This window comes from Burkholderia aenigmatica (assembly GCF_048627025.1).
Lineage (GTDB): Bacteria > Pseudomonadota > Gammaproteobacteria > Burkholderiales > Burkholderiaceae > Burkholderia > Burkholderia aenigmatica.
The window spans coordinates 1,226,007-1,246,225 of record NZ_CP184468.1 but is presented as its reverse complement, the minus strand read 5'-3'; the positions used below and the strand labels follow the sequence as shown (position 1 = coordinate 1,246,225).

Sequence of the window (20,219 nt, the reverse complement as noted above, 5' to 3'; positions counted from 1 at the left end):
TCATCCCGACATGAAAACGAAAACGACACTCAAGACGCTCGCCCTCCTCGCCGCGCTATGCGCCGGCGCCCACGCGTATGCCGCCGGCGCGATCACCGCGCAGAACGCATGGGTGCGCTGGCTGCCGAACAAGCTGCCCGCCGGCGGCTACGTGACGCTCGTGAACACGAGCGACAAGCCGGTCGATCTCGTCGACGTCGACAGCCCCGACTACGGCATGGCGATGCTGCACCAGACCGTCTCGAACGGCTCGACGCAGAAGATGGAAATGGTCGACAAGCTGACGATCCCCGCGCGCGGCAAGGTCGACATCGCACCGGGCGGCTACCACTTCATGCTGGAGGAGCCGAAGCACGCGATCAAGCCGGGCGACACCGTGCACCTGCGCCTGAAATTCTCCGACGGCGAAACGGTCGATGCGCCGTTCGCCGTGAAGTCGCCGGCCCAGGCAAAGTGATGCGCGCGCGATGAACGTCCTGTACTGGCTCGATCCGTGGGAACCGTCGCCCACCGTGGTGATCGCGGTGCTGACCGCTGCCGTGCTGTTCGCGCGCGGCGTGAAGAAGGCGAAGGTGTCGCCGCTGCGGCAGTTCTCGTTCTGGTTCGGGCTGACGGCGCTCTACATCGCGCTGCATACGCGGCTCGACTATTTCTTCGAGCACGAGTTCTTCCTGCACCGCGCGCAGCACCTCGTGCTGCACCACCTCGGGCCGTTCTTCATCGCGCTGTCCTATCCGGGCGCGGCGATTCGCGCGGGCATCCCGTTTCGCTGGCGGCAGCGTTTCGTGCGCCCCGCGCTCGCGTGGGCGCCCGTCCGTGCGACGCTCGACGTGGTGTTCCATCCCGTCGTCGCGGTCGTGCTGTTCGTCGGGCTGATCTATTTCTGGCTGCTGTCGCCGATCCACTTCATCGCGATGCTCGACTGGCGTCTCTATCGCGTGATGAACTGGAGCATGGTGATCGACGGGCTGCTGTTCTGGTGGCTCGTCGTCGATCCGCGTCCCGCGCCGCCCGCACGGCTGTCGCCGGGCCGCCGGATCCTGATCGTCGTCGCGGCGATCCCGCCGCAGATCGCGCTCGGTGCGCTGATCTTCTTCACGCCGCACGAGCTGTATCCGATCTATTCGATCTGCGGCCGCGCGTTCACGTGGTTGAGCCCGCTGCGCGATCAGCAGATCGGCGGCCTGCTGCTGTGGATTCCCGGCTCGATGATGAGCGTGATCGGCGCGCTGATCGCGCTGCGGCACTGGCTGCGGCTGTCCGCCCGCGGCCGCCTGATCGGCGAACGGGCCGCGCAGCGCACGGACCGGCCATCGGTCGCACACGCCGCGCCCTGACAGCTGCGCGGCGCGTGGCGCATTACGCGCGCGCGCTGCTCATCCACACGTGCGGGATGCCGTCCTCGTCGTGCACGTCCGAACTCGGCGTGAAGCCGAATGCCCCATAGAAACGCTGCAAGTGGGCCTGCGCATGCAGGCTCACCGGCGTATCCGGCCACTGCGCGCGGATATGTTCGAGCGCGCGCGACAGCAGCCCGTTGCCGAGGCCCGCGCCGCGAAAGGCGGCGGTCGTCAGCACGCGACCGATGCGTACGTCGGTGTTCTGCGCATCGGGCAGCAGCACACGCAGATAGCCAGCCAGGCGACCGGCCGGATCGAAGGCGGCCAGGTGCCATGCGGCTTGGTCCACGTCGTCGATGTCGCGATACACGCAGTTCTGCTCGACGACGAACACCGCGCTGCGTGCTTCGAGGATCGAATAGACTTCGCGCGCCGTCAGTGCGTCGAAGGATTTCCAGCGCCAGTCGAGATCGGCGGCGCTTGGGGATGCGGCGGATGCAGATGCGTTCATGGTCGGTTCTTTCTGATTCGGGCGCGCCGGCCGGCGCGCGGCAATCGTCGATTATGCCTCGAAGCGCACTCACCGCGCGACCGACTGCCCGCGCGCGAAAAAAAAGCCCCGCATTGCGCGGGGCCTGTCCGTCATGCCGGCATCTGGCCGAAACGGCCGCTGTTGAAATCCTCGATCGCGGTGCGAATCTCCGCTTGCGAGTTCATCACGAACGGCCCGTAACCGACGACGGGTTCGTCGATCGGTTCGCCGCTCAGGATCAGCAGCTTCGCGTCGCCGTTCGCTTCGATCTCGACGTCGCTGCCGTCGCGGCCGAGCTGCACGAACTGCGCTTCGCGGGCAACCGTCTCACCGTTCACCTGCAAGGTACCGCTCAGCACGACCACCGCGAGCGTGCGCCCTTCGGCGACCGGGAAGCGCGCATGGCCGCCACCCACGAGCCGCACGTCCCACACGTCGATCGGCGTATGCGTGCGGGCCGGGCCGCGCCGTCCGTCGAGTTCACCCGCGATGATCCGCGCATGCCCCGCGCCGTCCGGCAGCTCGACCAAGGGGATGTCGGCGTTCAGCAGCGTCTGGTAGCCGGGCGCCCCCATCTTGTCCGCGGCGGGCAGGTTCACCCACAGCTGCACCATTTCGAGCGGGCCGCCGCTCTTCGTGAACCCTTCCGAGTGGAATTCCTCGTGCAGGATCCCGCTCGCGGCCGTCATCCACTGCACGTCGCCCGGGCCGATCACGCCGCCTGCGCCGGTCGAGTCGCGGTGCGCGACCTCGCCGTCATAGACGATCGTCACCGTCTCGAACCCGCGGTGCGGGTGCTGGCCGACACCGCGCGGCGTCGAGGGCGAACCCGGCTCGAACGTGGCCGGTCCGGCGTAATCGAGCAGCAGGAACGGGCTCAGGTGCGCGCCGTGAGACTGGTAGCTGAACATCGAACGCACCGGGAAACCGTCGCCGACCCAATGGCCGCGCGGCGCACTGTACACACCCTGGATCTTCTTCATTGCCTTCTCCGAATTGCGGCGAAACACGTGTTTCGCATCCTGGGTAGAAATATAGTGGTGGAACGATCGATCCGGTAGACTGCCAAAATCGCACTCAGCGTTCCATTTCATGAACGATAAAGCGCGGGATCTGAACGATCTCTATTACTTCGTGCAGGTCGTCGAACACGGCGGCTTCGCACCGGCCGGGCGGGCGCTGGACATGCCGAAATCGAAGCTGAGCCGCCGCATCGCGCTGCTCGAGGCGCGGCTCGGGATGCGGCTGATCCAGCGCTCGACGCGCCGCTTCACGGTCACCGACGTCGGTCAGACCTATTACGCACATTGCCGCGCGATGCTCGTCGAGGCCGATGCGGCCGACGAGACGATCGCGCTGCTGCACGAGGAGCCGCGCGGCATCGTGCGCGTCAGTTGCCCGATCGTGCTGCTCGATTCGCTGGTCGGCACGATGATCGCCGCGTTCATGATCGCGTGCCCGCGCGTCGAAATTCATCTGGAAGCGACCAACCGGCGCGTCGACGTGGTCGGCGAAGGGATCGACGTCGCGATCCGCGTACGCCCGCCGCCGCTCGAAGACAGCGATCTCGCGCTGCGCGTGCTGGCCGAGCGCGGCCAGTGCCTCGTCGCGAGCCCCGCGCTGCTGCGCGAGCATGGTGCACCGGCCGTTCCCGCCGATCTCGCACGGCTGCCCAGCCTCGATCACGGCGTTCCGCAGTCCGCGCACGTGTGGCGGCTGCGCGGGCCCGACGGCGCTCACGCGGAAATCCATCACCAGCCGCGCTTCGTGACGGGCGGCATGCTCGCGCTCCGCGCGGCGGCCGTCGCAGGTGTCGGCGTCGTGCAGTTGCCGACGATGATGGTGCGCGATGAGGTTGCGCGCGGCGAGCTGACGACCATGCTGCCTGACTGGGCGCCGCGCCGCGAGATCGTCCATGCGGTGTTCGCGTCGCGCCGGGGGTTGCTGCCCGCGGTGCGCGCGCTGCTCGACTTTCTGGCGGAACGGTTTGCCGAACTCGAACCCGATTGAGCGCGCCGCGTCACACGTGACCATGCGCTGCAAACCGGGCGCGCGTGTCGTAGACTGCGGTACGCGCATCGCGCATTCCACAACCCTGACCGCTTTCCCGCCATGTTCACGCTGTCCAACGACACCCACGCCTCCAAGGCCGATCACTACGCGACGCTCGTCGAGCAGGCGCGCGCGCTCGTCGAGTCCGAACACGACCTGACCGCGAACGCGGCCAACTTCGCCGCACTCGTTTATCACTCGCTCGACCGTCTCAACTGGGCCGGCTTCTACTTCTTCGACGGAACGGAACTCGTGGTCGGGCCGTTCCAGGGCAAGCCCGCCTGCGTGCGGATCGCACTCGGCAAGGGCGTATGCGGCACGGCCGCGCAGACGCGCGAAACGCAGGTCGTGCGCGACGTGCATGACTTCCCCGGCCATATCGCATGCGACGCGGCATCGGAATCCGAAATCGTCGTGCCGCTGGTGGCCGGCGACGGCACGCTGATCGGCGTGTGGGACGTCGACAGCCCGGTTGCCGCGCGCTTCGACGACGAAGACCGCCAGGGGATGGAAGCACTGTGCCGCGTGTTCGTCGAATCCGCATGGCAAAAGGCGCGCGGTTGAGCCGCGGCCAGGCCGCACTCGTCCACCGAGCAGCCGGTCGCAGCGTTCGCGCGTGAATCGCGCCGCGCGACCTCGGACAAAAACCAAAACGAAACGGGCCCCGCAAAGGGGCCCGTTTCGCTGAGCCGCTGCACCGCTCTTCGCGGTGCCCGGCCGGCGTCAGGCGGCGTGCGTGCCGGACAGCGCCGGGAACGCCTGCGGCTTCGCGTCCTCGGTCAGCACCTCGAAGCCCGTTTCCGTCACGACGACCATGTGCTCCCATTGCGCCGACAGCGAATGGTCCTTCGTGACGACCGTCCAGCCGTCCGCCAGCATGCGCGTGTCGCGCTTGCCCGCGTTGAGCATCGGCTCGATCGTGAAGATCATCCCCGGCCGGAGCGGCACGCCGGTGCCCGGGCGGCCGTAATGAAGCACCTGCGGCTCGTCGTGATAGACATCGCCGATGCCGTGCCCGCAATACTCGCGAACCACGCTGAATCCTTCGCGATGCGCGACCTGCTGGATCGCGTAGCCGACGTCGCCGAGCGTTGCGCCCGGACGCACCGCGCGAATGCCCGCGTGCATCGCCTCATAGGTCGTCGCAACGAGCCGCCGCGCGAGCTCGTTCGGTTCGCCGGCGAAATACATGCGGCTCGTATCGCCGAACCAGCCGTCCTTGATCACCGCGATGTCGAGGTTCACGATGTCGCCGTCGCGCAGCGGCCGCGACGACGGGATGCCGTGGCACACGACGTGGTTGACCGACGCGCACACGGTTTTCGGATAGCCGTGATAGCCGATGTTGGCCGGGATCGCGCCGAGCACGTCGACGATGTAGTTGCGGCACAGCACGTCGAGATCGTCGGTCGTGACGCCCGGCTTCACATGCTCGGTGAGCATTTCCAGCACCTGCGACGCGAGCTTCGCGGCTTCGCGCGACTTGGCGATTTCCGCGGCGCCGCGGATCGGGATTTCTCGCTTCGCCATTACGCCACCTGCTCGATGCCGTGCTCGACCGGTTCCGCCGGCCCCGCCTCGCCGCCCCGCGCCTCGGCCTCGATCAGCATCCGGCAGATGTCGCCATAGGACAGCGCCGGATTGAGTTCCGAGAGCATCCCGACGCGCAGCCAGTGTTCGGCCTGCGCGTTGATCGAGCGGCTCAGCGCCGTGCTGGTCGAGCGCAGCCGCTCGTGCATGTGCTCGGAAATCTTGATGATGCCCATATATCCCCAATTAAACGAAACATAGTCGATTCGTATATTACGCCTCGCCCGACCGCCGGGCAAGCCATTCGGACTCCGTCGAGACGTTGGCCGACAGCCACCCACCCCGTTGACAGTAAATTCCAGTTTGCTGGAAAATAAATCCATCATGAAAGAATCAGCCACCGCCGTTGCCGACGACACCGGCATCAACGAACGCATCGCCCGGCGCGTGCGCGACCTGCGCACCGTGCGAGGCTACACGCTCGATGCGCTGGCCGCGCGCTCCGGCGTCAGCCGTTCGATGATCTCGCTCATCGAACGCGCATCGGCCAGCCCGACGGCTGTCGTGCTCGACAAGCTCGCGGCCGGGCTCGGCGTGTCGCTGGCCGGGCTGTTCGACGGCGATCAGGACGACACGCCCGCGCAACCGTTGGTACGCCGCGCGCAGCAGGGCGAATGGCGGGATCCGGCGTCCGGCTATGTGCGCCGCAACCTCTCCCCGGCCGGCTGGCCGTCACCGATCCAGCTCGTCGAGGTGGATTTCCCGCCCGGTGCGCGCGTCGCGTACGACAGCGGCGGGCGCGAAAGCGCGCTGCATCAGCAGGTGTGGGTCATCAGCGGCCGCGTCGACGTCACGTTCGGCGACGCGCTTCACGAACTCCACGCAGGCGACTGTCTGGCCATGCGGCTCGACCAGCCGCTGATTTTCAGCAATCCGTCGTCGCAGGCCGCGCGCTATGTCGTCGTGATCTGCGATGCGTCTGCCGCCGCCGGCGTGCGGAATCCCTGATGAACGCGTCGTCGCAACCGCCGTGCGCGCGACTCCATTACTGCCCACAGGAGCCTCTATGAATTCCCCGAAACAGCGCGACGACGTGCGCCTGATCGATTGCAGCGAGGCCGAGCACGCGCCGGCCATCCTCGAGATCCTGAACGACGCGATCGCGACCTCGACCGCGCTGTACGACTACAAGCCGCGCCCGCCGGAAGCGATGGTCGCGTGGTTCGCGGCGAAGCGTGCGGGCGGCTTCCCGGTCATCGGCGCGGTCGACGCGTCGGGCACGCTGCTTGGCTTCGCAAGCTGGGGCACGTTCCGCGCGTTTCCCGCCTTCAAATACACGGTCGAACACAGCGTGTACGTGCATCGCGACCAGCGCGGCCGCGGGCTTGGCGAGGTGCTGCTGCGCGAAGTGGTCCGGCGCGCGCGCGAAGCGCAGGTGCACGTGGTGGTCGGCTGCATCGATGCAACCAATGCCGGGAGCGTCGCACTGCATACGAAGCTCGGATTCGTGCACTCGGGCACGGTCACGCAGGCGGGATTCAAGTTCGGTCGGTGGCTCGACGCGGCGTTCTATCAGTTGACGCTCGACACGCCGACGCAGCCGGTGGATGGTTGAGCGGCATCGTCACGCTCTTCGCGCATCGGCCCACCTCATGGCGGAAAAAGCATTCGGGAGAATTGCACGCCCTTCCGACCCTGCCCGTGTCAGGGCCGGCGCGTGAGACGAAAAAGCCCCGCCAAAGCGGGGCTTTTTTTCGGGAGCGCGAGTTGGAGGCGCCCACCCGCACAAGGCTTTGCGGGCCAACACCGCTTCATGGCTAGCGACGTCGAACATATGCACCGACGCAACCCGATCAACGCCACTCGCGCTCGCTTAGAGAAAACTTTCCGCATCCGCGATGAGGTGATTGCAGCCGGTCGGACATGGCTATCGCGAACCGCGATCAGTCGATTGCCCCTGCTCAATCAAAACGATGGCGCAGCACAGGTGTGAAGTTGTCATCCAAAGCCCAATGGGTGCTGCGCGGCAGTATTTGCGTGCCGCCCACCCAGCGCGGCACGTCGCAGTGATCCTGCCAATACGCGTTTCCTTGCAGCACCTGCTCGCCAAGCGGGGTCAGGCCAACGATGCACTTTTCTCGCTCGGGCAGTTCGTCATGCACCTTGATCAGCGGACAGGCGCCTTCGACCAGCGGGCGCATCATCGCGTAGAACATCGCGTCACCCAGGAACGGCAGCGGATCGCGACGCAGGTTCAACTCGGCAAACACCTGCGACCAGGCAAGCCCGTCACCGTCGCGAACGATCTCCAGCGCAAGTCTTTCCGTCAGACCGAGGCCATCACGCACCGACGGCAACTCCTGCAACTGGCGCCTCAGTGCCGGGGCCAGCAGCGGAAGGCTGGGACTCGCCTCCCTGCAAAGCGCCGCCCAAGCAAGCGGCGTCGCATCGCGATAGGCGTCCCAGGCCTCGCGTGCAAGCGAGAACGCGTCGTCGGTCAGTTCACGCCGACGCGGCCATAGCCATGCGAGCACCTGCGGCGCCAGTTGCCCCAGGCCGACGAAACGATCGACGCCCGGCACGCTGTCGATCTCGACCAGTTCCAACGATTCCGGCCGTCGCGTCATGTTTGCAAGAACGGCGATCAGGAAGAGCTGATCGTACGCATCCGCTTCGCACCAGAGTACGGCATGCGTGGCCCGCGACAGCTTCGACAACGCGCCGTACTCGGTCGCCGCGCGCTGTCGAACCGCCGGCAGCGGGATGTCGAAACACTGGCTGATGAATTCGCAACGCGTGTCGATGAACGCCTCCGGCTCCAGCCTGGGAACCGGGCCCATGCAGTACGGATCGGCGAACACGTGGAATTCCCCACGAAACCCGGCTACGCGCAGACTATGCGCGATGTCGTTGCCGCAACGCCAATGCTGGGTATCTGCCGTGTCATTGGCGGCAAATTCCGGATGCCGTGCGGCGAACTCGACGGCGTCCACATGCGACTTGAGTTTCGGCCAGCTGGCAAATCCCAGTTCGCGCGCGATCAGCCATTGGGCGTCGGCAAGCACGGGGGACGCCGCTCGGCGCAGGTTCTCGCCCGGTCCGGCAACCGGAATTCCCGCCTGGAGTTGCTTGAGAAGTTGCTTGGCACGCTTGCGCTGCCGAACGAGGTCGATGTGACCGTTTTGCGCCGTGGCGCGAGGATCTTGAGGCATACGATCTCCAAAGGCAGCCGTATCCGCTTATCGGCTAGGAGTCGCATGAACATGCGGTGAGATGCTCGACCTGGGTGTGAACCCTTTCCGCGGAGTGGAGGCGTGGTGTTACGCCGCTGCCGACTGTACCACACGCGCCCAAAAATTTGCCGCATCGGCGGCCAGTCGACTGCACGCGCCGCGTCCATCCCGACATCACTGATTTTTACGTCGTGGAGAAAAGGCGAACGTCATGCGCAAGCGATCCGCCTCGGCGACTTTCGGGGTGGAACGAAAGTGACGCAGAAAAAAGAAAAGCCCCGCCGAAGCGGGGCTTTATCTCGTTCTACCTGGAGGCGCGAGCCGGAGTCGAACCGGCCTAAACGGCTTTGCAGGCCGCTGCATAACCGCTTTGCTATCGCGCCAAAAGCGGACTGTCCGGATGCCGTGAGGCAAGCGACAGATTTTTATTCGAGGACCATCGGTCCATCAAATAAAAAGGGAAGCGTGGCTTCCCCATTACTTGGAGCGGGAGACGAGTCTCGAACTCGCGACCTCAACCTTGGCAAGGTTGCGCTCTACCAACTGAGCTACTCCCGCATTGTCCTGCATCTGCAGCGCTTTACCGTACAACACGCTGCCAGATAAAATCTGGAGCGGGAGACGAGTCTCGAACTCGCGACCTCAACCTTGGCAAGGTTGCGCTCTACCAACTGAGCTACTCCCGCATGTGTCCTGCATCTGCAGCGCTTCGCCGTACAACACGCTGCCAGAAAAATCTGGAGCGGGAGACGAGTCTCGAACTCGCGACCTCAACCTTGGCAAGGTTGCGCTCTACCAACTGAGCTACTCCCGCGTATTGCTGCGCTACTGCTTCCCCGTCACGCACTTACTTCGTCGTGCAGCGGAGAAGCGAGATTATGTCGAAGGCACATTCGTGTGTCAAGAGCTTTTCCAGCCCTTTTTCCAAAAAACCTGCTCCGCCGAATCCGCGGCGCAGGTCACGCGCCCCCGCGCTCGCGAATTTGCGGCCATGCGAGCTTCATGTAGTACAGCATCGACCAGATCGTCAGCACCGCGGCGAGATACATCAGCCATTCGCCCCACACGCGCGTGTCGATCGTCGCGACGCCGAGCGGCAGCGGCCCGTAGAACAACAGCATCGGAATCGCGACCATCTGGCAGGCGGTCTTGAACTTGCCGAGCTGGTTCACCGCGACGCTCTTCGACGCGCCGATCTGTGCCATCCACTCGCGCAGCGCCGAAATCGCAATCTCGCGGCCGACGATCACGAGTGCGATCGCCGCGTCGACCCGCGAAATCTGCACGAGGATCAGCAGCGCGGCCGTCACCATCAGCTTGTCCGCCACCGGATCGAGAAATGCGCCGAACGACGACGTCTGGTTCCACTTGCGGGCGAGATAGCCGTCGAACCAGTCGGTCAGCGCCGCGAGTATGAAGATCGCCGCCGCCGCGAGATTGCGGTGCGCGCCGCCCATCACCGTGTCCGGCAGATAGAACACGCCGACGACGAGCGGGATCAGCACGATCCGTACCCACGTCAGGAAAATCGGGAAATTGAACGGCATGGCATGCGGGACAGTAAAGGATTCGCAATTGTGCCGTGTCGACCGGCCTGCCACAAGAACGCTGGCAACGCAGTCGGCCGCACGGCCGCGTCAGTGAAGCTGCTTGTAGATCTGCTCGGCGAGCGCGTGCGAGATACCCTCGACGCTCGCGAGCTCCTCGACGCTCGCGGCAACCACGCCGCGCAACCCGCCGAACCGCGCGAGCAGCCGCTGCCGGCGCTTCGCGCCGACACCCTCGAGCTCCTCGAGCCGCGACGTCTGGCGCGCCTTCGCGCGTTTCGCGCGCATGCCGGTGATCGCGAAGCGGTGCGCCTCGTCGCGGATCTGCGCGACGAGCATCAGCGCCGCGCTTTCCTTGCCGAGTTCGAGCGGCGTGCGGCCGTCCGCGAACACGAGCGTCTCGAGGCCGACCTTGCGCCCCTCGCCTTTCGCGACGCCGACCAGCATCGACGTATCGAGGCCGAGCTCGGTGAACACCTGACGCGCGATTTCGACCTGACCCTTGCCGCCGTCGATCAGCACGATGTTCGGCAGCAGGCTCGACGCCTCGGCCTGGCGCGTCGACTCGCCGTCGATCCCGGCCGCATCGTCGGCGGCAGCCGCCTGCGCGGCCTGCTCGACCATCTTCTCGTAGCGGCGCGTGAGCACCTGCCGCATCGCCGCGTAGTCGTCGCCCGGCGTGATCCCGGTGATGTTGTAGCGGCGGTACTCGCCCGACTGCATCTTGTGATGGTGGTAGACCACGCACGACGCCTGCGTCGCCTCGCCCATCGTATGACTGATGTCGAAGCATTCGATCCGCAGCGTGGCGAGATCGTCGCATTCGTAGCTGAGCGTCTCCGCGAGCGCGCGCGTGCGCGCCTGCTGCGAGCCCTGCTCGGACAGCAGTCGCATGAGCGCGATCTGCGCATTCTGTTCGGCCATCGACAGCCACGCGCGCCGCTGCCCCTGCGGCTGCCGCACCAGCGACACCTTGTGGCCGGCCTGCTCGGACAGCAACTCGAGCAGGTCGCGGCTCGCGGGCGCATGGCTCACGACGAGCACCGGCGGCACGCGATTGCCGAGATAGTGCTGCGCGATGAACGCGTCGAGCACCTCGGCCTCGACCGACGCCGCCGCGTCGGCGCGCGTGCGGCCGGGTTCTTCCGCGGGCAGGTCGGGCAATACGTCGACGGCCGCGGCGGCCGCCTCCGCCAGCTCGGACTCGTCGCCGATACCGCCCTCGGCGAGCGTCAGCGCGCTTTCGACGTGCGTCGGGAAATACGCCTTGTCGCCGAGATGCCGGCCGCCACGCACCATCGCGAGGTTCACGCACACGCGCCCGCCCTGCGCGACGACGGCCAGGATGTCGACGTCGCTGTCGCTGCCCACCTCGATCGCCTGCTGGTGCAGCACCGTCGCGAGCGAGCTCATCTGGTTGCGCACGGCCGCCGCCTGCTCGAATTTCAGCTCGGCCGCGAACGCGTGCATCTTCTGCTCGAGCTCCTTCATCACTTCGGACTGCCGGCCGAGCAGGAAGCGCGCGGCGTTCGACACGTCGATCGCGTAATCCTCGTCGGAGATCGCGCCGACGCACGGCGCCGTGCAGCGCCCGATCTGGTGCAGCAGACACGGCCGCGTGCGGTTGTTGAAGACCGAATCCTCGCAGGTGCGCAACTGGAACACGCGCTGCAGGATCTGGATGCTCTCGCGCACGGCCCAGGCGCTCGGGAACGGCCCGAAATACTGGTTCTGCTTGTCGACCGAGCCACGGTAGTAGGCCATCCGCGGAAATCGGTGCGCGGTCAGCTTCAGGTACGGATACGACTTGTCGTCGCGAAACAGGATGTTGTAGCGCGGCGCGAGCGCCTTGATCAGGTTGTTCTCGAGCAGCAGCGCCTCGGCCTCCGACCGCGTGACGGTCGTCTCGATGCGCGCGATGCGCGTGACCATCATCGCGATGCGCGGCGACAGCTGCGTCTTCGTGAAATAGCTCGATACGCGTTTCTTCAGATCGCGTGCCTTGCCGACATAGAGCACGGCGCCCGCCGTGTCGTAATAGCGATAGACGCCGGGCATGTGCGGCAGCTGCGCGAGGATCTTCTTCGGTTCGAACGGGGTATCGGAAGCTTCAGGGGATGTCATGCGTGATCCGGGCGCCTTGTAACGCGGAACGGGTCTATTAGAATCGCCAGTTTAGAGCATTCACCGCCCCGCTTCGATGCCACGCACCACCGCTGCCCCCCTGCCCGCCGCACCGCTCCCGCCGGGCGAACCGATCGCCTGCGACCTCTTCTGTACGGTGGTCGACAATTTCGGCGACATCGGCGTCTGCTGGCGCGTCGCGCGCCAGCTCGCGCACGAGCACGGCTGGCAGGTTCGCCTGTTCGTCGACGACCTGCGCACGTTCGCGCGCCTGCTGCCCGGGGTCGATCCCGACGCGGGGCGGCAGACGGTCGACACGATCGTGGTCGAGCACTGGCATGCGGAAGTCGGCGACGCGCTGGAGATCGCCGATGTCGTGATCGAAGCGTTCGCGTGCGAGCTGCCCGGCGCGTATCTCGCGGCGATGGCGCGCCGCGCCCGTCGCCCCGTGTGGATCAACCTCGAATACCTGAGCGCCGAGGACTGGGTCGCCGATTTCCATCTGCGGCCGTCGCCGCATCCGCGCTACCCGCTGCTGAAGACGTTTTTCTTCCCCGGCCTGTCGGCCGGCACCGGCGGCGTCCTGAAGGAGCACGATCTCGATACGCGCCGCACGGCCTTCGAAACCGACGCCGCGGCGCAAGACGCCTGGTGGCGGCACGCGACTGGCAGCCCGCCGCCGCCCCCCGGCACCACGGTCGTCAGCCTGTTCGCCTACGAGAATCCGGCCGTCGACGCGCTGCTCGCGCAGTGGCGCGACGGCCCGTCGCCGGTCGTCGCACTCGTGCCGGCCGGCCGCGTGTCGCCTGCCGTCGCGCGCTTTTTCGGGGTCGAGTCGTTCGGCGCGGGCACGCATGCGAACAGCGGTAACCTGACGGCTCACGGGCTCGCGTTCGTCCCCCAGGCCGACTACGATCCGTTGCTGTGGGTGGCCGACATCAATTTCGTGCGCGGCGAGGATTCGTTCGTCCGGGCGCAGTGGGCACGCAAGCCGTTCGTGTGGCACATCTACCCGCAGGCCGACGACGTGCACCTGCCGAAGCTCGATGCCGCGCTCGCGCACCTGTCTGCCGGCCTCGCCGACGCGCCGCGCGCGGCACTCGAGCGGTTCTGGCATGCCTGGAACGGCGTCGGCACGCCCGACTGGGCCGATTTCTGGCAGCACCGCGTCGCACTGGACGCCAACGCGGCCCGCTGGGCCGATGCGCTCGCGGCCGTTGGCGATCTCGCCGGAAAGCTGGCGGAATATGCAAAATCTCAGTTAAAATAAGCGGTTATCCGACGGCTGACCAGGCAAGCGCTCGCTTTTGGCGTCCACCGGAACGCACGCTTGCACCGTCAGCCGTTGCGCAACGCTCAGGCACCTATTTATTTGATTTGATCAGGACAGTTTTTTATGAAAACCGCACAGGAACTCCGCGTAGGCAACGTCGTGCAGATCGGCAGCGACGCATGGGTCATCGCCAAGGCCGAATACAACAAGTCGGGCCGTAACTCCGCCGTCGTCAAGATGAAGATGAAGAACCTGCTGACGAACGCAGGCCAGGAAGCGGTTTACAAGGCTGACGACAAGTTCGACGTCGTCGTGCTCGACCGCAAGGAAGTGACGTACTCGTACTTCGCCGATCCGATGTACGTGTTCATGGACGCCGACTACAACCAGTTCGAAGTCGAAGCGGAAATGATGGGCGAAGCGCTGAACTACCTCGAAGACGGCATGGCTTGCGAAGTCGTGTTCTACAACGAGAAGGCCATCTCGGTCGAACTGCCGACGGTCCTCGTTCGCGAGATCACCTACACGGAACCGGCAGTCAAGGGCGACACGTCGTCGGGCAAGGTGCTGAAGAACGCCAAGCTCGCAACGGGCTTCGAACTGCAAGTGCCGCTGTTCTGCAACACCGGCGACAAGATCGAAATCGATACGCGTACGAACGAATACCGCAGCCGCGCGTAATCGCCAGCAGTACCCGCATCGAACAAAGCGCCCTTCGGGGCGCTTTTTGTTTGTCCGGCGCCAACAACCGGGCGGGTGTCAGGCTCATGTAAAGCACAAAATCCACCGGTAAAGATATTCAATTTGTATCATCGGTAACTGTTTTATAGCGCCGGAGAAATAATGCTCGTTACGCGTTCAGCGGGGCATAAAATCAGTTTTTAATCTGACATGCGGTTGCGGCCCCGTTGGCCGACAGCCCGCCTCTCTTGACTCGACTCGCGTCCACCATGCCACACGCCCTGATTGTCGAAGACGATCCCAACAGTCTGTCCGGCCTCACCGCGCTGCTCGCCGCGGACGGCTTCTCGGTCGACACGGCCACGTCGCTCGCCGAAGCGCGCACGGCGCTCGGCCGCTCCATTCCCGACGTCGTGCTCGTCGACCTGAACCTGCCGGACGGCAGCGGGTTCGACCTGCTCCAGCACCTGCCGCAGCAACAGCCGAACGGCTCGCTGCCCGTTATCGTGCTGACGGGCAATGCGACGGTCGAAAGCGCCATCGAGGGCCTGCGTCACGGTATCTGGGATTACCTGCTGAAGCCGATCAACATTCCGCGCCTGCGCAGCCTGCTCGCGCGGATCCCGCGCCCGTACGAACTGATCGACGAAGTGCAGTCGTTGCGCGCCTCGCTGCGCCATCTCGGCCGCTTCGGCGCGCTGGTCGGCCGCAGCGACGCGATGCAGCACGTGTACGACATGATCGAGCACAACGCGCGCACCGAAACAGCCGTGCTGTTCTCGGGCGAAGCCGGTACCGGCAAGAAGCTGGCCGCGCGCACGCTGCACGACCTGAGCCGGCGCCGCAAGGGGCCGTTCGTGTCGTTCGACTGCCGGACCATCGCGCAGGCCGGCCGCCACGGCGCATCGCTCGACAGCGTGCTGTTCGGCCATGAGCGCGGCGCGTTCGACGGCGCCGAGCGCCGCGAATCGGGCCTGTTCGAGCAGGCCGGCGGCGGCACGCTGTTCCTCGACGAAATCACCGCGCTGCCGCTCGTGCTGCAGGAAGCGCTGCTGCATGCGCTCGATTCGCAGAACTTCATGCGGATCGGCGGCACCAGCTCGATCACGAGCGATTTCCGGCTGATCGCGACCACGCGCCGCCCGGCGCGCGAAGCAGTCGCGAACGGCACGCTGCGCGAGGATCTGTGGTTGCGCCTCGATGCGGCGTCGATCACGATGCCGCCGCTGCGCGAGCGCGACGGCGACGCGCTCGCGATCGCGGACGCACTGATCGACGAACTGAACCGCGAAGCGCGCGCAACCGGCCGCAGCACGACCGACAAGCGCGCGGCGCCGGGCTTCGTGCGCGAATGCCTGTCCTACGAATGGCCGGGCAACGTGCGCGAGCTGCAGGAACGCGTGCGCTTCGCGTACGACGCATCGGGCGATTTCATCGAGACGCTGCGCGCGGGCGAACCGAGCTTCTCGGCCGGCGCCGCGCTGAACGGCAGCAGCGTGCAGATCAAGGTCGGCACGCCGCTGTCCGACGTCGAGGATCTGTTGATCCGCGCGACGCTCGACGCAGTCGGCGGCACGCGCCACCGCGCGGCAACGCTGCTCGGCATCAGCCCGAAGACGCTGTACAACAAGCTGCAGCGGATGAAGGTGAACTGAGCGGGCGGCGATGCAGGCAGGCGCTGAGAGGATCTGACCGTTAGTTGCGCATTAATTCACGTCACCGACTGGCCTGATTCCCGAATCTGCCGGGTTCACGGCGGCAGCAATCCATAAAAAAGCCGCGCGATTGCGCGGCTTTTTGTTTCGGTGACCGGAATGACGCGCACCGCGCCATCCCCTCCCCGCTCAGGCCAGTGCGCTGCTCAACAGCGCCTGCGCCTGCAGATACTCGGGCTGCGCGATCAGCTTGTCCCACTTGAGCGCCTTGCCGCGCGCGCGCATCCGCTTGATGCGTCGCACCGACTCGTCCGTTGCCCGCGCTTTCAGCCCGTTCAGCACGACCTCGGCCGCATCCGGCTGGTTGCAGACGAGCACCATGTCGCAACCGGCCGCGAGCGCGGCATCGGCCGCCTGCGTGAGCGTGCCGCCTTCGCGCGCGGCTTCCATCGACAGGTCGTCGCTGAAGATCGCGCCCGTGAAGCCGAGCCGCCCGCGCAGGATGTCCTGCAACCACACGCGCGAGAAACCGGCCGGCCGCTTGTCGACCTGCGTGTAGATCACATGCGCGGGAATCACCGCGGACAACGACAGGCCGAGCCAGTCGTACGGCGCGACGTCCTGCTTGAGGATCGCGTCGAGCGTGCGGTCGTCGGTCGGCAACGCGACGTGCGAGTCGGCCTCCGCGAAGCCGTGCCCCGGGAAATGCTTGCCGCAGTTCGCCATCCCGGCGAGCGACAGCCCGTGGTTCAGGCTCTTCGCGAGCAGCGTGACGACGCGCGCATCGCGATGGAACGCGCGATCGCCGATCACTTTCGAGTGCCCGTAGTCGAGGTCGAGCACGGGCGTGAAGCTCATGTCGATCCCGCAAGCACGCAGCTCGGCGGCCAGGATGTAGCCGACGGCCGTGGCGACCTTCGCCGCGAGCAGCACGTCGCGATCCCACAGCTCGCCGAGGCGACGCATCGCGGGCAGCACCGTGAAGCCATCGGTGCGGAACCGCTGCACGCGCCCGCCTTCGTGATCGACGGCGATCAGGATGTCTTCGCGCACCGCGCGGATCGAGTCGGTCAGCGCGGTCAGTTGCGCACGGTTCTGGAAGTGCCGCGCGAACAGGATCACGCCGCCGGTATTCGGATGCGCGAGGCGCCGCGCATCGTCGCGCGACAGGGCCGTGCCGACGACGTCGAGCATGACCGGGCCGGGAGTCGTTTTCATTGAATCGGGAATTCCGTCAGGAGGAGGTTCGGGAAACTGGTGCAGGCGCCGCATCCGTCTCGGCGATCACGAACGACACCGCATAGTCGCGTTCGTCGCTGACCGTCACGCGCGCCGTGATGCCACGGGCGGCCAGCCAGTCGGCCAGCTCGCCCGACGCGACCACGTACGGCTCGCCGCTCGGGTGGTTGAGGGTCTGCAGCGCACGCCACGTCATCGGCCAGTGCATGCCGAGCCCGATCGCCTTCGAGAACGCTTCCTTCGCGGAAAAGCGCGTCGCGAGGAACGCGATGCCGCGCACCTCGGAGCGGGCGCGGCGCGCATGGAACACACGCAGTTCGTCGGGGCCCAGCACCTTCTCGGCAAACCGGCCGCCCGTGCGTTCGAGCACGGCCGCGATGCGGCTCACCTGGGCGATGTCGGTACCGATGCCGTAGATCGCCATGTCAGTACGCGCCGGTGCGACCCGGCCGGGCCGGGTCAGGCATGACGCGCGACGCGCGGCGGCATGTCATCTTCAGCGCGCGCCGCCATGCAGCGCGGCAACGCGCGCGGCGACCATGATCGCCTTCATTTCGCGCACCGCGTTGTCCCAGCCCGCGAAAATCGCATGCGCGACGATCGCGTGGCCGATGTTCAGTTCGACGATGCCGTCGATCGCAGCGATCTGCTGCACGTTCGTGTAATGCAGCCCGTGACCGGCATTGACCTTCAGGCCGAGCTGCGCGCCGGCCTGAACGCCCGCGACGATGCGCTCGTATTCGCGCTGCTGCTCGGCTTCGTCGTGCGCTTCGGCGTAGCGGCCCGTGTGAAGCTCGATCACCGGCGCGCCCGCTTCGTGCGCGGCACGGATCTGCGTCTCGTCCGGGTCGATGAACAGCGACACGCGCACGCCCACATCGGCGAGCTGCTTGCATGCCGCCCGCACGGCCTCGAAGTGGCCGGCGACATCGAGACCGCCTTCGGTCGTCAGCTCCTCGCGCTTCTCGGGCACGAGGCACGCGTCGTGCGGGCGCACTTCGCATGCGATATCGAGCATCTCGGCCGTCACCGCGCATTCGAGGTTCATGCGCGTCTTCAGCAGCGGGCGCAGCTTGCGCACATCCGCGTCGACGATGTGGCGGCGATCCTCGCGCAGGTGCAGCGTGATCGCATCCGCACCGGCTTCTTCCGCGGCCAGTGCCGCGCGGATCGGATCGGGATAGGTCGTGCCGCGCGCATTGCGCAGCGTCGCGACGTGGTCGATGTTCACGCCGAGGTCGATGGCGGTGGGCGTTGTCAGGAAGAAGCTCATAGGTTTTGCAGGTCGATCAGGATCTGACGCGTGGCAAGCGGCGTACCGCCGAGATAGGTGTTCAGCAGGAAGCGCATCAGCGTCTTGCTTTGCGCAACCGTCTGGGCTCGATGGTAATCGTCCTGCTCCATATCGAGCAACGTCTGTCCGGAAATCACCGGCCAGTGCGATGGGACTTCGTCGTCCGCATTGCGCACGCCGCGCTCGGGATCGAACACGTAGCGGCGGTCGGGCTCGACCGCGCGGCGCGCGACCGTGCGGTTCAGCGCCATCGCGTAGCCGGTCTCGCGCAACAGCACGCGCTCGAACGAGCGCAGCACCTGCACCGCGGGCTCGCCGTGGGCGAGGCGCGTGAGGGTCAGCACGTAGTGATTGAAGAGCGGCGGCTGGGGATCTTCGCGCGCGCAGAATTTCACGAGCAGCTCGTTCGCGTAGAAGCCGCACAGCAGCCCGTCGCCGCCGAGCGGCAGCATCCCGCCGACCCACTCGGCGCCCGTCAGCGTGCGCACCTCGGATTTGCCCGACCAGGACAGCAGTAGCGGCTGGAAGGTCTGCAGGACGCCGCGCAATGCGGAGTGCGGGCGCTTCGCGCCCTTCGCGACGAGCGCGAGCCGGCCATGATCACGCGTCAGCACGTCGATGATCAGGCTCGTTTCCCGATACGGGTAACTGTGCAGCACGAACGCCGGCTGCTCGGCGACGCGGAAATCGGACGTGCGAGACGTCGCGCGCCGCGCCTTGCGCGGCGGTTCGGGCGGTGCCGGCAGCGGCGCGTCGTTCGCGCCGGCCGTCACCGCGTCTTCGGTCGACGTCAGCGCGTCATTCGTACCCATAGGCGCGCAGCCCTGCCTCGTTGTCGGCCCAGCCGCTCTTCACCTTCACGAAGGTCTCGAGGTACACGGGGCCGTCGAACAGCTTCTCCATGTCCATCCGCGCCTCGGTGCTGATCTGCTTGAGCTTCTCGCCCTTCTTGCCGATCACCATCGCCTTGTGCGAATCGCGCTCGACGAGGATCGTCGCGAAGATGCGCTTCAGGCGCCCTTCTTCCTCGAACTTGTCGATCAGCACGGTGCTCGTGTACGGCAGTTCGTCGCCGGTCCAGCGGAACACCTTCTCGCGCAGGATTTCAGCTGCGAGGAAGCGCGAGCTGCGATCGGTGAGTTCGTCCTCGCCGTAGATCGGCTCGCCTTCCGGCAGGTACGGCTTGATCGTGTCCAGCAGACGCTTGATGTCTTCCGGGCGCTGCGCCGACAGCGGCACGAGTTCGGTGAATTCGCGCAACCCGCTCATCTGCTGCATGAACGGGAACAGCGTCGCCTTGTCGGTCACGCGGTCGATCTTGTTCGCGATCAGCAGCGTCGGCATGCCGGGCGGAATCAGGTCGAGCACCTTCTGGTCGTCGGGCCCGAAGCGGCCTGCCTCGATCACGAACAGGATCACGTCGACCGACGTGAGCGTCGACGTGACCGCGCGGTTCAGCGAACGGTTCAGCGCGGTGCTGTGGCGGGTCTGGAAGCCCGGCGTGTCGACGAACACGAATTGCGCGTCGTCGAACGTATTGATGCCGGTGATGCGGTGGCGGGTCGTCTGCGCCTTGCGCGACGTGATGCTGATCTTCTGGCCGACGAGTGCGTTCATCAACGTCGACTTGCCGACGTTCGGGCGGCCCACGATCGCGATCATGCCGCAACGGAAACCGGTAGGAGCGGGAGTGTTCATATCGTTTGGGAGACAGGTTCG

The 20,219-nt window shown here is 66.2% G+C and carries 21 protein-coding genes and 4 tRNA genes; 9 read left to right on the top strand and 16 right to left on the bottom strand.

Features of this window, described 5'->3' with window-relative positions:
* Positions 1-10: 10 nt before the first annotated feature.
* Both ACN8ZM_RS05960 and ACN8ZM_RS05955 read left to right on the top strand, forming a co-directional pair.
* Positions 11-457, top strand: coding sequence for a copper chaperone PCu(A)C (locus ACN8ZM_RS05960; RefSeq protein WP_011351435.1), 447 nt, complete (start codon positions 11-13; stop codon positions 455-457).
* A 10-nt stretch (positions 458-467) separates the two neighbouring features.
* Positions 468-1,337 (top strand): cytochrome c oxidase assembly protein, encoded by an 870-nt coding sequence (locus tag ACN8ZM_RS05955; RefSeq protein ID WP_043182025.1) that lies wholly within the window; start codon positions 468-470, stop codon positions 1,335-1,337.
* A 22-nt stretch (positions 1,338-1,359) separates the two neighbouring features.
* On the opposite strand, the gene ACN8ZM_RS05950 is transcribed toward ACN8ZM_RS05955, so the two are convergent.
* Positions 1,360-1,851, bottom strand: a complete 492-nt coding sequence (locus tag ACN8ZM_RS05950; RefSeq protein WP_420210751.1) for a GNAT family N-acetyltransferase — start codon at positions 1,849-1,851, stop codon at positions 1,360-1,362.
* 131 nt (positions 1,852-1,982) lie between these two features.
* Positions 1,983-2,855 (bottom strand): pirin family protein, encoded by an 873-nt coding sequence (locus ACN8ZM_RS05945; protein ID WP_420210750.1) that lies wholly within the window; start codon positions 2,853-2,855, stop codon positions 1,983-1,985.
* Positions 2,856-2,964: 109 nt separating this feature from the next.
* On the opposite strand from ACN8ZM_RS05945, the gene ACN8ZM_RS05940 reads away from it, so the two are divergent.
* Entirely contained in the window at positions 2,965-3,882 is a 918-nt protein-coding gene (locus ACN8ZM_RS05940) for a LysR family transcriptional regulator (RefSeq protein WP_420210749.1), read from the top strand.
* Between the two features lie 102 nt (positions 3,883-3,984).
* On the top strand, positions 3,985-4,488 hold the full coding sequence (locus ACN8ZM_RS05935) for a GAF domain-containing protein (protein ID WP_420210748.1): 504 nt from the start codon (positions 3,985-3,987) through the stop codon (positions 4,486-4,488).
* Positions 4,489-4,647: 159 nt separating this feature from the next.
* Here ACN8ZM_RS05935 and map read toward each other — a convergent pair whose 3' ends face one another.
* Both map and ACN8ZM_RS05925 read right to left on the bottom strand, forming a co-directional pair.
* Complete coding sequence (map, locus tag ACN8ZM_RS05930) at positions 4,648-5,454, bottom strand: type I methionyl aminopeptidase (RefSeq protein WP_043182017.1); 807 nt, start codon at positions 5,452-5,454, stop codon at positions 4,648-4,650.
* On the bottom strand, positions 5,454-5,690 hold the full coding sequence (locus ACN8ZM_RS05925) for a ParD-like family protein (RefSeq protein ID WP_043182015.1): 237 nt from the start codon (positions 5,688-5,690) through the stop codon (positions 5,454-5,456). The genes map and ACN8ZM_RS05925 overlap by 1 nt, the downstream gene beginning before the upstream one ends.
* 148 nt (positions 5,691-5,838) lie before the next feature.
* On the opposite strand from ACN8ZM_RS05925, the gene ACN8ZM_RS05920 reads away from it, so the two are divergent.
* Positions 5,839-6,462: a helix-turn-helix domain-containing protein gene (locus ACN8ZM_RS05920; RefSeq protein ID WP_420210747.1), complete on the top strand. Its 624-nt coding sequence runs from the start codon at positions 5,839-5,841 to the stop codon at positions 6,460-6,462.
* Between the two features lie 58 nt (positions 6,463-6,520).
* Positions 6,521-7,069: a GNAT family N-acetyltransferase gene (locus tag ACN8ZM_RS05915; protein ID WP_089450162.1), complete on the top strand. Its 549-nt coding sequence runs from the start codon at positions 6,521-6,523 to the stop codon at positions 7,067-7,069.
* A gap of 346 nt (positions 7,070-7,415) precedes the next feature.
* Here ACN8ZM_RS05915 and ACN8ZM_RS05910 read toward each other — a convergent pair whose 3' ends face one another.
* From ACN8ZM_RS05910 to uvrC, 7 genes are all read right to left on the bottom strand, one after another.
* Positions 7,416-8,666, bottom strand: a complete 1,251-nt coding sequence (locus ACN8ZM_RS05910) for a DUF1835 domain-containing protein (protein ID WP_089450161.1) — start codon at positions 8,664-8,666, stop codon at positions 7,416-7,418.
* 330 nt (positions 8,667-8,996) lie between these two features.
* Positions 8,997-9,070 (bottom strand) — tRNA-Cys (locus ACN8ZM_RS05905).
* Between the two features lie 99 nt (positions 9,071-9,169).
* Positions 9,170-9,245, bottom strand: a tRNA-Gly gene (locus ACN8ZM_RS05900).
* Positions 9,246-9,297: 52 nt separating this feature from the next.
* A tRNA-Gly gene (locus ACN8ZM_RS05895) sits at positions 9,298-9,373 on the bottom strand.
* Between the two features lie 52 nt (positions 9,374-9,425).
* A tRNA-Gly gene (locus tag ACN8ZM_RS05890) sits at positions 9,426-9,501 on the bottom strand.
* A gap of 145 nt (positions 9,502-9,646) precedes the next feature.
* Positions 9,647-10,234, bottom strand: coding sequence for a CDP-diacylglycerol--glycerol-3-phosphate 3-phosphatidyltransferase (gene pgsA, locus ACN8ZM_RS05885; protein ID WP_011351424.1), 588 nt, complete (start codon positions 10,232-10,234; stop codon positions 9,647-9,649).
* Between the two features lie 90 nt (positions 10,235-10,324).
* Positions 10,325-12,358: an excinuclease ABC subunit UvrC gene (gene uvrC / locus ACN8ZM_RS05880; RefSeq protein WP_301769090.1), complete on the bottom strand. Its 2,034-nt coding sequence runs from the start codon at positions 12,356-12,358 to the stop codon at positions 10,325-10,327.
* Between the two features lie 76 nt (positions 12,359-12,434).
* On the opposite strand from uvrC, the gene earP reads away from it, so the two are divergent.
* The 3 genes from earP (at position 12,435) to ACN8ZM_RS05865 (ending at position 15,967) form a co-directional block, all read left to right on the top strand.
* On the top strand, positions 12,435-13,628 hold the full coding sequence (earP, locus tag ACN8ZM_RS05875; RefSeq protein ID WP_420210746.1) for an elongation factor P maturation arginine rhamnosyltransferase EarP: 1,194 nt from the start codon (positions 12,435-12,437) through the stop codon (positions 13,626-13,628).
* Positions 13,629-13,754: 126 nt separating this feature from the next.
* The gene (gene efp, locus ACN8ZM_RS05870; RefSeq protein ID WP_011351421.1) at positions 13,755-14,312 is read left to right on the top strand and encodes an elongation factor P; all 558 of its coding nucleotides are present in this window, start codon (positions 13,755-13,757) and stop codon (positions 14,310-14,312) included.
* Positions 14,313-14,581: 269 nt separating this feature from the next.
* Positions 14,582-15,967 (top strand): sigma-54-dependent transcriptional regulator, encoded by a 1,386-nt coding sequence (locus tag ACN8ZM_RS05865; protein WP_043182004.1) that lies wholly within the window; start codon positions 14,582-14,584, stop codon positions 15,965-15,967.
* A gap of 189 nt (positions 15,968-16,156) precedes the next feature.
* Here ACN8ZM_RS05865 and nagZ read toward each other — a convergent pair whose 3' ends face one another.
* From nagZ to era, 5 genes are all read right to left on the bottom strand, one after another.
* Positions 16,157-17,185 carry a beta-N-acetylhexosaminidase gene (gene nagZ, locus ACN8ZM_RS05860; RefSeq protein WP_043182001.1) on the bottom strand — a complete coding sequence of 343 codons (1,029 nt, stop codon included), beginning with the start codon at positions 17,183-17,185 and terminating at the stop codon, positions 16,157-16,159.
* Between the two features lie 16 nt (positions 17,186-17,201).
* Positions 17,202-17,630, bottom strand: a complete 429-nt coding sequence (gene acpS, locus ACN8ZM_RS05855) for a holo-ACP synthase (RefSeq protein ID WP_043181999.1) — start codon at positions 17,628-17,630, stop codon at positions 17,202-17,204.
* Between the two features lie 72 nt (positions 17,631-17,702).
* Complete coding sequence (gene pdxJ, locus ACN8ZM_RS05850; RefSeq protein WP_031400031.1) at positions 17,703-18,479, bottom strand: pyridoxine 5'-phosphate synthase; 777 nt, start codon at positions 18,477-18,479, stop codon at positions 17,703-17,705.
* Positions 18,476-19,312, bottom strand: a complete 837-nt coding sequence (gene recO, locus ACN8ZM_RS05845) for a DNA repair protein RecO (RefSeq protein WP_043181996.1) — start codon at positions 19,310-19,312, stop codon at positions 18,476-18,478. Before recO ends, pdxJ begins: the two co-directional genes overlap by 4 nt.
* The gene (era, locus tag ACN8ZM_RS05840) at positions 19,299-20,198 is read right to left on the bottom strand and encodes a GTPase Era (RefSeq protein WP_089450159.1); all 900 of its coding nucleotides are present in this window, start codon (positions 20,196-20,198) and stop codon (positions 19,299-19,301) included. The genes recO and era overlap by 14 nt, the downstream gene beginning before the upstream one ends.
* Positions 20,199-20,219 lie beyond the last annotated feature (21 nt).

Coding starts and splice junctions, on each gene's coding strand:
- ACN8ZM_RS05960 (WP_011351435.1), top strand. CDS start 11: ATGAAAACGAAAACGACACTCAAGACGCTCGCCCTCCTCGCCGCGCTA.
- ACN8ZM_RS05955 (WP_043182025.1), top strand. CDS start 468: ATGAACGTCCTGTACTGGCTCGATCCGTGGGAACCGTCGCCCACCGTG.
- ACN8ZM_RS05950 (WP_420210751.1), bottom strand. CDS start 1,851: ATGAACGCATCTGCATCCGCCGCATCCCCAAGCGCCGCCGATCTCGAC.
- ACN8ZM_RS05945 (WP_420210750.1), bottom strand. CDS start 2,855: ATGAAGAAGATCCAGGGTGTGTACAGTGCGCCGCGCGGCCATTGGGTC.
- ACN8ZM_RS05940 (WP_420210749.1), top strand. CDS start 2,965: ATGAACGATAAAGCGCGGGATCTGAACGATCTCTATTACTTCGTGCAG.
- ACN8ZM_RS05935 (WP_420210748.1), top strand. CDS start 3,985: ATGTTCACGCTGTCCAACGACACCCACGCCTCCAAGGCCGATCACTAC.
- map (WP_043182017.1), bottom strand. CDS start 5,454: ATGGCGAAGCGAGAAATCCCGATCCGCGGCGCCGCGGAAATCGCCAAG.
- ACN8ZM_RS05925 (WP_043182015.1), bottom strand. CDS start 5,690: ATGGGCATCATCAAGATTTCCGAGCACATGCACGAGCGGCTGCGCTCG.
- ACN8ZM_RS05920 (WP_420210747.1), top strand. CDS start 5,839: ATGAAAGAATCAGCCACCGCCGTTGCCGACGACACCGGCATCAACGAA.
- ACN8ZM_RS05915 (WP_089450162.1), top strand. CDS start 6,521: ATGAATTCCCCGAAACAGCGCGACGACGTGCGCCTGATCGATTGCAGC.
- ACN8ZM_RS05910 (WP_089450161.1), bottom strand. CDS start 8,666: ATGCCTCAAGATCCTCGCGCCACGGCGCAAAACGGTCACATCGACCTC.
- pgsA (WP_011351424.1), bottom strand. CDS start 10,234: ATGCCGTTCAATTTCCCGATTTTCCTGACGTGGGTACGGATCGTGCTG.
- uvrC (WP_301769090.1), bottom strand. CDS start 12,358: ATGACATCCCCTGAAGCTTCCGATACCCCGTTCGAACCGAAGAAGATC.
- earP (WP_420210746.1), top strand. CDS start 12,435: ATGCCACGCACCACCGCTGCCCCCCTGCCCGCCGCACCGCTCCCGCCG.
- efp (WP_011351421.1), top strand. CDS start 13,755: ATGAAAACCGCACAGGAACTCCGCGTAGGCAACGTCGTGCAGATCGGC.
- ACN8ZM_RS05865 (WP_043182004.1), top strand. CDS start 14,582: ATGCCACACGCCCTGATTGTCGAAGACGATCCCAACAGTCTGTCCGGC.
- nagZ (WP_043182001.1), bottom strand. CDS start 17,185: ATGAAAACGACTCCCGGCCCGGTCATGCTCGACGTCGTCGGCACGGCC.
- acpS (WP_043181999.1), bottom strand. CDS start 17,630: ATGGCGATCTACGGCATCGGTACCGACATCGCCCAGGTGAGCCGCATC.
- pdxJ (WP_031400031.1), bottom strand. CDS start 18,479: ATGAGCTTCTTCCTGACAACGCCCACCGCCATCGACCTCGGCGTGAAC.
- recO (WP_043181996.1), bottom strand. CDS start 19,312: ATGGGTACGAATGACGCGCTGACGTCGACCGAAGACGCGGTGACGGCC.
- era (WP_089450159.1), bottom strand. CDS start 20,198: ATGAACACTCCCGCTCCTACCGGTTTCCGTTGCGGCATGATCGCGATC.